This window comes from Sorangium sp. So ce887, from assembly GCF_051521455.1.
Taxonomy (GTDB): domain Bacteria; phylum Myxococcota_A; class Polyangia; order Polyangiales; family Polyangiaceae; genus Sorangium.
On record NZ_CP150354.1, the window covers coordinates 8,769,097 to 8,781,618 of the forward strand.

At 71.8% G+C, this 12,522-nt stretch carries 8 protein-coding genes; 3 read left to right on the top strand and 5 right to left on the bottom strand.

Features of this window, described 5'->3' with window-relative positions; all coding sequences use genetic code 11:
* Nucleotides 1-19: 19 nt before the first annotated feature.
* Nucleotides 20-1,759 (bottom strand): carbon starvation CstA family protein, encoded by a 1,740-nt coding sequence (locus WMF36_RS32715; RefSeq protein WP_437574695.1) that lies wholly within the window; start codon nucleotides 1,757-1,759, stop codon nucleotides 20-22.
* 127 nt (nucleotides 1,760-1,886) lie between these two features.
* Nucleotides 1,887-2,444, bottom strand: a complete 558-nt coding sequence (locus WMF36_RS32720; RefSeq protein WP_437479149.1) for a DJ-1 family glyoxalase III — start codon at nucleotides 2,442-2,444, stop codon at nucleotides 1,887-1,889.
* A 197-nt stretch (nucleotides 2,445-2,641) separates the two neighbouring features.
* Between WMF36_RS32720 and WMF36_RS32725 the strand changes: the two genes are divergently transcribed.
* A complete protein-coding gene (locus WMF36_RS32725; protein WP_437574696.1) occupies nucleotides 2,642-5,104 on the top strand; it encodes an SUMF1/EgtB/PvdO family nonheme iron enzyme in 2,463 nt (820 codons plus the stop codon).
* Here the strand turns inward: WMF36_RS32725 and WMF36_RS32730 are convergent.
* The gene (locus WMF36_RS32730; protein WP_437574697.1) at nucleotides 5,080-6,339 is read right to left on the bottom strand and encodes an MFS transporter; all 1,260 of its coding nucleotides are present in this window, start codon (nucleotides 6,337-6,339) and stop codon (nucleotides 5,080-5,082) included. The genes WMF36_RS32725 and WMF36_RS32730 overlap by 25 nt on opposite strands.
* Nucleotides 6,340-6,373: 34 nt before the next feature.
* Nucleotides 6,374-7,021, bottom strand: a complete 648-nt coding sequence (locus tag WMF36_RS32735; protein ID WP_437479152.1) for a YkgJ family cysteine cluster protein — start codon at nucleotides 7,019-7,021, stop codon at nucleotides 6,374-6,376.
* Nucleotides 7,022-7,099: 78 nt separating this feature from the next.
* Here WMF36_RS32735 and WMF36_RS32740 point away from each other — a divergent pair, with 78 nt between their 5' ends.
* The gene (locus WMF36_RS32740) at nucleotides 7,100-7,867 is read left to right on the top strand and encodes a glutamine amidotransferase (RefSeq protein WP_437574698.1); all 768 of its coding nucleotides are present in this window, start codon (nucleotides 7,100-7,102) and stop codon (nucleotides 7,865-7,867) included.
* 12 nt (nucleotides 7,868-7,879) lie between these two features.
* On the opposite strand, the gene WMF36_RS32745 is transcribed toward WMF36_RS32740, so the two are convergent.
* On the bottom strand, nucleotides 7,880-8,587 hold the full coding sequence (locus WMF36_RS32745) for a TetR/AcrR family transcriptional regulator (protein WP_437574699.1): 708 nt from the start codon (nucleotides 8,585-8,587) through the stop codon (nucleotides 7,880-7,882).
* A gap of 318 nt (nucleotides 8,588-8,905) precedes the next feature.
* On the opposite strand from WMF36_RS32745, the gene WMF36_RS32750 reads away from it, so the two are divergent.
* Nucleotides 8,906-12,514, top strand: coding sequence for a BadF/BadG/BcrA/BcrD ATPase family protein (locus tag WMF36_RS32750; protein WP_437574701.1), 3,609 nt, complete (start codon nucleotides 8,906-8,908; stop codon nucleotides 12,512-12,514).
* Nucleotides 12,515-12,522: the final 8 nt, after the last annotated feature.

Below are 12,522 nucleotides of genomic sequence, written 5' to 3' on the forward strand. Positions count from 1 at the left end.
GCGGCGCGATCCAGCCCCCTCAGCGCGCCGGGCCGGGCGCCGGCTCGACGGCCGGGCCGTTCTTCAGGGCCTTCACCGCCTCGACCATCAGCGACACCGCGAGCCCGATCAGCGCGAGCCCCACGAGGCCGTTCAGCGTCGTCGCGTTCAGCGTGAGCCCCTCGGCCCGCACGGTGACGAGCGCGCTCCGCACCTGCAGGATGAGGGCCCATAGGGTGATCGTCATGACGAACACCATCGGGATCGCCGTGTACCAGATGCGCCGCTTCTCGCGGTGCAGCCAGACCGTGACCGAGAGGAGCGTCAGCGCCGCGAGCAGCTGGTTGCTCGTGCCGAACAGCGTCCAGAAGTCGAGGTACGCGGGCCGCACGCCGGGCGCGGGCGGGCGCGCGGTCATGATGAACAGCGTGGGCGGCGCCAGCGAGAGCGCGGTCGCGGCCGCGGACAGCGCCCTCCCCTTCCAGTGGAACAGCTCCTCGAGGATGTAGCGGCTGAGGCGCGTCGAGACGTCCAGCGTGTCGAACACGAAGGTGGAGAACGCCATCGCGCCGAACGTCGCGGCGAAGAGGAAGTGCTCCTTGCCGATGATCACGGTGAGGAACTTGCCGATCCCGTCGCCGTAGATCTTGCCCGGGCCGCCCAGCTTCGTCCCCTGCGCCACGATGACGAGCGTCGCGAGCGCGATCAGCGCGACGAACGCCTCGGCCAGCATCGCGCCGTAGCCCACGGAGTGGGTGTGCGTCTCCTTCGAGATCTGCTTCGACGTCGTCCCCGAGCAGACGAGCCCGTGGAAGCCGGAGCAGGCGCCGCAGGCGATGGTGACGAACAGGAACGGGAAGAGCATGCCCGTCGCGCCGCCGGCATCCCACGTCGTGAACGCGGGCTGCCGCAGCTCGAACTCCCCCGGGTACCGGAGGTTCCCGAAGAAGATCCCGATCACGCCGACCGCGAGCGCGATGTACAGAACGAACCCGCCGAGGTAGCCGCGCGGCTGGAGGAGCAGCCAGACCGGCAGGAGCGAGGCCACGAAGCAGTAGACGAGGATGATGAGGCCGAACGCGCGCTGCGGGTTGTCGACCGGCAGCACGAACGAGGTCGAGATCTTCGTGCCGAGCCAGACGACGGCGAGCGTCGCGGGGACGAAGAGCAGGGTGGTGAGCCAGAGCGGCGGCTTGAGGTACCGCTGGACCACGCCCATGGTGAGGGAGAGGCCGAGGTAGGCGACGCTCGCGGCCGCCACGGCGCCGCCGGGGTTGAACTGGAACGTGCCTCCCTCGAACTCCTCGGTCTTGCCGACAAAGGTGCTCGCCGTGATATCCGTGAAGGCGACGATCACGTAGGAGAGCGCCAGCCAGATGAAGATCATCATCGACAGCCAGGCGCGCCGGCCGATGTGCCGCTTCGCGATCTCGGCGACGCTCTCGGCCTCGTGGCGGACGCTCGCGATGAGCGCGGAGAAGTCGTGCACCGCGCCGATGAACACGACGCCGATCGCGATCCAGAGCACGCACGGGAGCCACCCGAACGTCTGGCCGGCGAGGATCGGGCCGGCGATCGGCCCCGCGGCGGCGATGGCGCTGAAGTGCTGCCCGAAGAGGTAGAACGGCTTCGTGGGCACGTAGTCCTCGCCGTCGTTCACCTTGACCGCGGGCGTCACCGCGCCGTCGTCGAGCGCGTAGTTGCGCGCGACGAGCCTCCCGTAGAAGCGGTAGCCAAGGCACAGCACGACGATGACGGTCAGGGCGAGCAGCGGCAGCACGCGGCGGAGTATAAGTCCAACCGCGCGCCGCTGTGATCCTGCAAACGGACCGAACCACGAGGGGCGGCGAGGGGGGACGCGCGCCGCTCCGGGACGCGAGCGCGGGGCCTTCCTGGACGGCGCAGGCTCAGGACGGCAGCATCAGCGGCGCGCGCACCTTCGCGGCGACCTCCTCGCCGCGGAGCCGCGCGACAAGCGCGAGCGAGAACGCCATCGCGGTGCCGGGCCCCTGGCTGGTCACGAGCTGCCCGTCCTCGACGACCGGGCTCGCGACGAGCGCGCCGTGCGCCGACACCACGTCGTTCACGGACGGATGGCACGCCATCTTCTTCCCCTGGAAAAGCCCGTGCGCCGCGAGCGCGATCGGCGCCGCGCAGATCGCCGCGACGAGGCGGCCCGCCTGCGCCTGCGCGCGGAGGCGCTCGCCGACGGCCGGCGAGCCGGCCAGACGGTCAGCCCCGCCCTTGCCGCCCGGGAGGACCACGACGTCGAAGTCGCCCGCCACCGCCGAGAGCTCCGCGTCCGGCACGAGGCGCACGCCGCGGCTGCAGCGCACCGGCCCCGGGCCGTCCAGCCCGGCGAGGACGACCTCGACCTCGGCGCGGCGGAGGACGTCGACGAGGATGGTCGTCTCCATCTCCTCAGCTCCCTCGGCCAGGATCACGAGCGCTCGCGGTGTCTTCATGAGCGCCGGCATGGCGCCGTGAGCCACCGGATGCAAGCGGACGTGACGAGGGAAGCAGAGGGAAGAAGCAGAGGGAGGAAGCGGAGGGAAGCGGAGGGAAGCAGAGGGAAGCAGAGGGAAGCAGAGGGAACAGAGAACCTAGGCAGGCGGCGCCGAAGCCCCTTTGCCTGCGAACGGCGACGCGCTAGGAGCGGGGCATGGTGGAGCCGTCCGACGATCCTTTCGGCCTCTCGGGGCAGACCATCGAGGGGAAGTACCGCGTCGCGGCCGTCATCGGCGATGGCGGGTTCGGCGTCGTCTACCGCGGGATTCACGAGGGATTTGGCGAGCTCATCGCGATCAAGTGCCTGAAGATGCCGACCTCGCTCGACGCCGCGCAGCGCGACGCGCTGCTCGAGACGCTGCGGGGCGAGGGGCGGATCTTGCACCGGCTGTCGCGGGCCACCTCGGGCATCGTGCAGGCGCTCGACGTCGGCGCGTTCACGACCCAGGCCGGCGTGTGGGTGCCCTACCTCGTGCTGGAGTGGCTGGAGGGCCAGACGCTCGGGCAGCACCTCCGGGACCGGCGCGACCGGGGGGAGTTCGGCATGTCGATCGCCGAGGCGATCCAGCTGCTCGCGCCGGCCGCGCGCGCGCTCGCCGTCGCGCACGCGCACAAGGTCGCGCACCGCGACGTGAAGCCGGCCAACCTGTTCCTCACCGACGTCGGCGGGGTGCGGACGCTGAAGGTGCTCGACTTCGGCATCGCGAAGGTGCTGGCCGACCACCCCACGTTCACCGAGGCGCTCGCGGCGACCCGGCAGGGGCCGAGCGCGTTCACGCCGCGCTACGGGGCGCCCGAGCAGTTCAACAGGGCCCGCGGCGCGACCGGCCCCTGGACCGACGTGTTCGCGCTCGCGCTCATCTTCGTCGAGCTCGTGAGCGGCAAGCGCGCGCTCGAGGGGGACGACCCCACGCAGCTCTACATCGCCTCGGCCGACCCGGCGGTGCGCCCGACGCTGCGCGCGCGCGGGCTCCCGGACGCGCCGGAGGCGATCGAGCGCGTGCTCGACAGGGCGCTCTCCATCGAGCCCAAGCACCGCTTCACGAACGCGGGCGAGTTCTGGGACGCGCTGTCGGCCGCGGCGCGCGGCGAGCGCGCCGGGTCGGGCGCGGGGCTCGACGCCCCGGGCGCGGAGCACGCGGGTGGGCTGTCGACCGCGGAGTACGCGGCGTCGCGCGGGCTCGGCCTCGCGACCGGACACGCCGGCTTGCCGATCGAGCCGACGATGCTCGCCGACGCGCTCGCGCCCGCCCCGGCGCGACCCGCCGTGGTCAAGGTGAGCCACGGCGCGAGCGGGCATCCGCCGGGCGGCGCGGCCGGCGCCACGGGCGGCGCGGCAGCCGCGGCCGGCGTGCTGGCGACGGGGGGCTCCCGGACCGCGCAGGTCGACGACTCCATGATCGAGACGGTCGCGCCCGCCGCCTACCCCGCGGCCCGCCCGCCGCCCCCACCGCCCGGCGCCGCCCCGCCCCCTCCGCCCGCGGCGGGCGGGCCGCCGCACGCCGCGCCGCCGGTCGCCCCGCCGCAGCACCGCCGCAGCCCTGCGCGCGCGGCGCTGCCCTGGCTCCTCGCGACGCTCCTGCTCGGCGGCGCCGGCGCGGCGGCGTACTTCCTGACGCAGGCGCCCGACGGCAAGAAGCCGGCGCGGGCGCCTGCCGCGCGCGCCCCGGCGAAGGCGTCGCCCACCGGACGCGCCGCGGCGGCCCCCGCGGGCGCGGCGGCGGCGATCGCCACCGCCGCGCCCGCGGAGAGCGCCTCGGCGGCGGCGTCGGCCGCCGTGCCCGCCGCCGTGACGGCGCCGCCGGCCGACATGGTCTTCATCGGGCCGCTCACGACCACGATCGGCGCCGCGGGCGAGGCCCGCCAGGTGACGCTCACCCGCGGGTTCTACATCGATCGCAACGAGGTGACCGTCCGCGCCTACCGCGCCTGCATGCAGCAGCGCATGTGCTCCACGGCGGATCACGTCTCGCTGACCCCCGAGCTCCTGCCCGGCGCGCAGGCGCCGGCGGCGTCCGAGGACCAGAAGGAGGCCGAGCTGTGGTCGCGGCGCTGCAACGAGCCTCGCAACGCGACCGGGCACCCGATCAACTGCGTCGACTACTCCCAGGCCGAGAGCTACTGCCGCTTCCGGGGCCGGCGGCTGCCCACGGAAGCGGAGTGGGAGGTCGCGGCGCGCGGCGCGGCGGGCCGGGCCTTCGTCTGGGGCGACGACGCGCCGACCTGCGAGCGCGCCTGCTACGACCGCAACGAGGCCTGCCTCGCGCGCGGCACCGAGGTCGCGACCTGCGCGTCCGGCGCCCACCCGAGCGATCGCACGCCCGAGGGCGTCTACGATCTCGCCGGCAACGTGTCCGAGTGGGTCTCGGACGGCCTCGTCTTTCCGCCGCCCGGCGGCGAGAATCCGCAGGGCGACCCGTCCTTCCCGCTCAAGGTGGTGCGCGGCGCGAACTTCCTGGACGGCCCCGAGAAGCTCTCCACCACGTACCGCACCGCCGCGGCGCCCGTGACGGCGCACGCCTGGATCGGCTTCCGCTGCGCCATGGATGTTCCCGCGCCGGAGGCCGCCCCGGCGCCCGAGGCCGCCCCGGCTCAGGAGGACGCGCCGGCCCCGTGATCGCCGCGTGACGCGGGCGGCGAATCCCCCGCGGCCCCGGCGAGGCGCGGCGCGGGCGCCGGGCCGCCCGCGGCCCCGGCGAGCAGCACGATGGCGAGCGCCCCGACCACGATGAGCGACAGCGCGACGGGGAGGCTCGTGGCCGCGGCGATGTGGCCGACCACGGGCGGACCGCCGAGGAAGGCCAGGTAGCCGAACGTCGCGACGGCCGCGATGGAGGTGCCGGTGGGGCCGGTGCGCGCGGCCGCGCTGAAGACCGTCGGGACGACGCACGAGAGCCCGAGCCCCACGCTCGCGAACCCGAGCAGGCCGGCCATCGGACGGCCGATCAGCAGCGCCGCGGCGAGCCCCAGCGTCACGAGGACGGCCCCGCCCCGCACCACCGCGACCGGGCCGAGCCGGGTGCTCACCCCGTCGCCGAGGAAGCGGCCCGCCGCCATCGCCACCGAGAAGGCCGCGAACCCCGTCGCCGCGAAGGCCGCCGACGTGCCGAGCGTGTCGCGGAGGTACACCGCGCTCCAGTCGGCCATCGCGCCCTCGCCGAACATGCACAGGAAGGCGATCGCGCAGAGCGGCCACATCGCGCGTGGCGGCAGCGCGAAGGGGTTCTTCGGCGGCTCCGGCGCCGGGACGCCGGGCCGCACCCAGGCCGAGAGCAGCCCGACGAGGAGCAGCGCCGCCACCGCCGCGAGGGAGAGGTGCGCGGCCGGCGCCACCCCCGCGTGCGCGAGCCCCCCGCCGGCCGCCGCGCCGGCGAGCCCCCCGACGCTGTAGAGGGCGTGGAACGACGACATGATCGGCCGCCCCCACGCGAGCTCCACCTCGGCGGCGTTGGCGTTCATCGACACGTCCATCACGCCGTTCGAGACGCCGAAGAACGTCAGCGCCAGGAACAGCTCGACCGGCGTCCGCGCGAACCCCAGCCCGAACAGGCTGACCGCGAACGCCGCGCCGGCGGACACCGCCACCGCCCGGCTCCCCAGGCGCGCGACGAGCCACCCGGCCATCGGCATCCCCACGAACGCGCCGAGCGCCGGCGCGAGCAGCACGTTGCCCAGGGTCGCCTCGCTCAGCGCGAGCGCCCGCTTGAAGTCGGGGATGCGCGTCACCCACGTGCCGATGCAGAAGCCGTTGGCGAGGAAGATCAGGAGCCCGGCGATGCGCTGCGCCCTGAGCCGCGCGGCGGGCGCCCGCTCCCCGTCCTCCCTGGAGGTCTCCACGTCGCGCGCTGCCATCACGAGACCGCGGCCCGGGCGGGGTTCTCGCCGCTCACCGCTCCACCGGCGCCCCGTCCCGTAGCCCGAGCGTCTCCTCGCGCGCCGACAGGCACGCTTCGCTCCCCACCACGAACGCGCGGCAGTTGTCCGGCCTGAGCTCGTAGATCGCGCAGCGCAGGTCCTCGCCGAGGTGCTGGCACCGCCCGCTCGCCGCGAAGCGCAGCGTGATCTTCCCGTCGCGCGCCCGCCGCACGTAGGCGCGCGCCGTGAGGTCGCCCCGCCCGGCGTCCCGAAAGCGCGACAGGTCCACGTCGTCGAGCACCACGTGCGCGTCGTGGCAGCACGCCCCGCACGCGAGGCAGTCGAGCGCCACCTCGCGGATCGCCCCGGGGTGCACGCTGTCGCGCTCGCACCAGTCGAGGACCGAGCCCTCGTACTCCCGCTTCACCCGCGCCGTCGCGAGCCCCAGGGCCGGGCCCTCGCTCACGCGCCGGAAGCGCTGCTGCTCGATCGACAGGAGCGACCACAGCCCGAGCTCGGTCAGCTTCCCCTGCGCGTCGACGGAGAGGAGGAGATCGACCCGCTCGTCCGGCAGCACGATGGCCGCGTGTCCGCCCGCCCTCACGTGCGCGGCGGCGCGGGGCAGGAAACGCGGGCGAAACCGCCGCCACACCGGGCGCGGCACGACATAGGAGGACATCGGGGAGCATCTTCGCGCCCCGGCCCCGCGCTGCCAAGTCCCGCTCTCGCCCGCCGGCCGCTCTGCTATGTTGAAAGGGTGGGACATCCGAAGAAGATCGTCATCGTCAAGACCGGTGAGCCCGTGCCCCCGGTCCTCGAGCGGCGCGGCGACTTCGCGGCCCTGATCGAGCAGACGATCGGCGCCGCGTGGCGCGGCGGATACGCCACCTTCGACGCCCGCACGGGCGACCTCCCCGCGGCCGATGCCCCCGGGACCGCCGCCTTCGTCCTCACCGGCTCCTCGGCCAACGTCCCCCACCGCGAGCCCTGGATGCTCCGCTGCGAGGCGTGGCTGCGCGACGTCGTCCGCGCCGGCGCCCCCACGTTCGGCATCTGCTTCGGCCACCAGATCCTCGCCCAAGCCCTCGGCGGCGAGGTCATCCGGAACCCGCGCGGCCGCGAGATCGGCCGGATCCGCGTCCAGCGCCGCGCCGACGACGTCATTTTTGACGGGCTCCCGTCGAGCTTCGAGACCCACGCGACCCACGTCGACACGGTCGGCGCGCTGCCCGAGGGCGCCCGCAGCCTCGCGTTCACCGAGCTCGACGACCACCAGGTCATCCGCTTCACGAACACCTGCTACGGCGTGCAGTTCCACCCCGAGATGGACCACGACGTCATCGCCGGCTACATCGCGTGGCGCCGCGAGGTCTTGCAGGCCGAGGGCCTCGACGTCCCGGCGCTCCTCGCCCGCATCTCGCCGGATCAGCTCGGCACCCGGACCCTGCTCAACTTCATCGCGCACATCGTCGCGCCGCGCCTCGGCCGTACGCCGTCCGCCGGACCGGCGTCGTCACGGCCCTGACTGACGCGCCGGTCAGTCCCCCTTCGCCCTGGCGCGGCGGGCGCGCGGCGGGCTCGCCCGCTCCGCCCGCTCGGGCGCCGCGTCCTCCGGCGCGGGCGCCCCGCGCTCGCCTCCCCCGCGCTGCGCCGGCTGCCCGGGCGCGGAGTCCATCCGGAGATACCCGCGCCGCAGGAGATCGTAGAGCGCCGTGACGATCCGCTCGCGCGGGCGGGCCTGGTCCTCGAGGGCGTTCTCGAAGAGCACCTCCTTCAGCGCGCCGATCGTGAACGTCGCGTAGAGCTCGGTGTCTCCCGGCTCGATGATGCCGAGCCGCTGCCCCTCCGCGAGGCTCCGTTCCAGCAAGAGCTTCACCTCCTGCCGGAAGGCGCGCAGCTCCTTGACGAACGCCGGGTCGAGCCCCGCCGCGTGCGACAGGAGGATGCTCGTCAGCGCCGAATCGTCGAGCAGGACGGCCACGATCGCGCGGATATTGTGCTTGATCTGCGCCTCCACGTCCGCCGACGGATCCACGCGCAGGATGGCGCCGCCGAGGCGCGAGAAGAGCCCGCCCACGAGCTCGCCGAACACCGAGCGCTTGTCCGGGAAGTAGAGGTAGAACGTCCCCTTCGCGACCTTCGCGAGCGCGACGATGTCATCGACCTTCGCCTCGTGATACCCCTTCTCGGAAAACACGGTGCGCGCCGCGCGGAGGAGGGCTTGGCGGCGCTCGGACTTGTTCATGGGTCGGTCGCTTTACCATCACCGGCCCGTCACCTGGGGTTCGATGTCTCCCACCGCCGTCGCGCGGGCGCGCCGCCCGAAAACGCCTGGAAAGATCGGAGGCAGGCGGACGACACGCGCGGGATGCCGTGCCGAGCCCAGCGACGAAATCGTGCGCCCTGGACGCAGATCCCCGGAAAAACAGCGTTCCGCGATCTCCAAACCCGGCCGAGACACACCGAATCATTTGATTTTCGGGGCATCTCGTTGTAGCCATCACGACTGACCAGCCAGTCAGTCGGACGCTGGTGACCGGCGACGGCGGTGGGAGGAGCTCCGATGGGAAGGCAGATCCAGGATCCGGTCGTGGTCGGCATCGATGTCGGCTCGACGACCGTGAAGGCGGTCGTGCTCGATCCGCAGACGCTCGAGATTCTCTGGAGCGACTACCAGCGGCACCAGACGAAGCAGCCGGAGAAGGTGGTGGAGCTCCTCGATGCGATCGAGGCGTCGTTCCCTGCGTCTCCCCGGGAGCGCTGGCGGGTGTTCATGACGGGCTCCGGCGCGGCGCCCCTCTGCGCCGGCCTCGGCGCCAAGTTCGTCCAGGAGGTCAACGCGGTCACCCTCGCGGTCGAGAACCTGCACCCGGACGTGGGCAGCGTCATCGAGCTCGGCGGGCAGGACGCGAAGATCATCATCTTCCAGCGGGACGCCAAGACGGGCGACAAGACGGCCGCGCCGTCGATGAACGACAAGTGCGCCTCCGGCACGGGCGCCACCATCGACAAGTGCATGATCAAGGTGGGCCTGCCGTCGAGCGAGGTGGTCAAGATCCACTTCGACGACTCGAAGCTCCACCACGTCGCCGCGAAGTGCGGAGTCTTCGCCGAGACGGACATCGTGAATCTCGTGAAGAGCGGTATCCCCTCGACGGAGATCCTCTGCTCACTCGCCGACGCGATCGTCCTCCAGAACCTGTCGGTGCTGACGCGCGGCTCGACGTTGAAGCACAAGGTCCTTTTGCTCGGCGGCCCCAACACCTACCTTCCCTTCCTCCAGGAGTGCTGGCGCAAGCGGATCCCCGAGACCTGGGACGAGCGCGGCTACGCTTGGCCGAAGGACCAGCCGGTCGAGGAGACGATCTTCGTCCCGGAGAACGCGCAGTACTACGCGGCGTTCGGCGCCTGTGTTTACGGGCTCAAGGAGGCCGCGGAGGTCGGCCTCTACGCCGGCAAGGCGGGGCTCATCGAGTACATGACGAACGGCAGGAAGGCCCGGCTCGGCGAGAGCGCGGGCCCGCCGCTCGTGAAGACCCAGAACGAGGTCGACGAGTTCCGCAAGCTCTACAGCATCCCGAGGTTCACGCCGATGAAGCTCACCCCCGGCCAGGTGGTGCGCGGGGTCATCGGCCTCGACGGCGGCTCCACCTCGTCGAAGGCGGTGCTCATCGACGAGGACGGGGGCATCGTCTGCAAGGCCTACCAGCTCTCGAAGGGCAACCCGATCCAGGACGCGAAGGAGCTCCTCGCCCAGCTCCGGCAGTACGTGCTCGACGAGGGCGCGACGCTCGAGGTGCTCGGGTTCGGCGGCACCGGGTACGCGGCCGACGTGCTCCAGGAGTGCATGCGGGCCGACGTCAACATCGTCGAGACCGTCGCCCACATGATGAGCGCGGTGAAGTTCTTCGGCGACGTCGACGTCATCTGCGATATCGGCGGACAGGACATCAAGGTCCTGTTCATGAAGAACGGCGATATCGCGAACTTCCGCCTCTCCAACTCGTGCTCTGCGGGCAACGGCATGCTGCTCCAGGCGATGGCCGACCAGTTCGGCCTGAAGGTGACCGAGTACGCCGACACGGCGTTCGGCGCCGAGCTCGCGCCGAAGTTCAGCTACGGCTGCGCCGTCTTCCTCGACACCGACCGGGTGAACTTCCAGAAGGAGGGCTTCTCGAAGGAGGAGCTGCTCGCCGGCCTCGCCCAGGTGCTGCCGAAGAACGTGTGGCAGTACGTCGTGCAGATCCCGCGGCTCGCGGCGCTCGGCACGCGCTACGTGCTCCAGGGCGGCACGCAGTACAACCTCGCCGCGGTCAAGGCGCAGGTCGACTACATCAAGGAGCGCGTCCCCGGCGCCGAGGTGTTCGTCCACCCGCACACCGGCGAGGCCGGCGCGCTCGGCGCCGCGTTCGAGACGCTCCGGGTCGTGAAGCGCAGGGGCCGGTCGACGTTCATCGGCATCGATGCGGCGATCGCCCTCGAGTACACGACGAAGAACGACGCGGAGACCGTCTGTCACTTCTGCCCGAACGAGTGCAAGCGGACGTTCATCGACACGACGCGTCCTGACGGCTCGACGAGCCGCTACATCTCGGGCTTCTCGTGCGAGAAGGGCACGGTCGAGAGCGAGCAGGCGATGCTCGCGCTCGTCGCCGAGCGGAAGAAGATCGCGAAGCAGTTCCCGAACCTCGTCGACTACGAGTCGAAGCTCGCCTTCCGCCACTTCTACGACACGGCGCCGCTGCCCGAGGACGGAGCGCCGGTGAAGGACGTCGTCGTCAAGAAGGGCTTCCTCGCCATCCGCCGCGTGGAGACGACGCGCCCGTTCCGGCGGAGCGGCCTCGAGACGCGCGAGCGCCTCCGCCGCGTCCGCATCGGCATCCCGCGCGTGCTCAACATCTACTCGACGGGCCCGTATTACCGGTCCTACTTCGAGGCGCTCGGCGTCCCGAAGCAGAACGTCGTCTTCAGCGACGCGACGAGCGAGGAGATGTGGGTCGAGGGCGGCAAGTACGGCTCCATCGATCCGTGCTTCCCCTCCAAGGTGGCGCAGGCCCACGTCCACAATCTCCTCTTCCACCACCACACGGACGAGAAGAAGCTCAATTACATCTTCTTCCCCATCCTCACGCACGTGCCGAGCTTCGGCGAGGGGGTGATGGACAAGACGAGCTGCCCCATCGTCGCGGGCGTGCCGGACGTCATGAAGGCGGCGTTCACGAAGGAGGTCGACTTCTTCAAGACGCGCGGGATCGAGTACCTCGATCCCGCGCTCACGTTCTCCGAGATGACGCTGACGGCGCGCCGGATGTTCGAGACGTGGGGCCCGCGGCTCGGCATCACCGAGGACGAGAGCGATCACGCGCACCGCGAGGGGATGCGGGCGCTCTCGCAGTTCGAGCGCGATCTGCAGGACAAGGGGCGGGCGATCCTCGAGACGGTCGAGGCCGAGAACCGCGTCGCCATCCTGATGGTCGGGCGGCCGTACCACTCCGATCCGGGCCTCAACCACGGGATCCCGGAGGAGTTCCAGGTGCTCGGCTATCCGGTCCTCTCGGTGCGGTCGATCCCGCGCGACATGGATTACCTCGCGCGGTACTTCAAGGACGAGATCGCGACGGGCCAGCACCCGCTCGACATCAACGACGTCTGGCCGGAGAACTACTCGGCGAACAGCGCGCAGAAGGTCTGGGCGGTCAAGTTCGCCGCCCGCCATCCGAACGTCGTGCTGCTCGACCTCTCGAGCTTCAAGTGCGGCCATGACGCGCCGACGTACGGCATCATCGACAGCATCGTGACCTCGAGCGCCACCCCGTACGCCGCGCTGCACGACATCGACGCGAACAAGCCGGGCGGCTCGATCAAGATCCGCGTGAAGACCTACGCGCACAGCCTCAAGCTGCACGAGGAGGCGCTCGAGGACGCGGCGAAGAAGAAGGCGCAGCTGGTCCAGCGCATCGACGAGAAGCGCCTCGAGCTGCTCCAGGTGAAGCGGGAGCAGCAGGCGGCGCGCAAGATCACGGATCCCACGCTCGAGCGGGAGATCGCGGCGCTCGCCGACAAGGTGAGGAGCTACGTCGCGCCGGTGTCTCCGCCCGAGGTGCCGAAGACGGGGCTCGTGCAGCTCAAGAAGAAGCAGTCCGACGGGACCGTCGTCCCCTTGGAAGCCTGAAGACACGA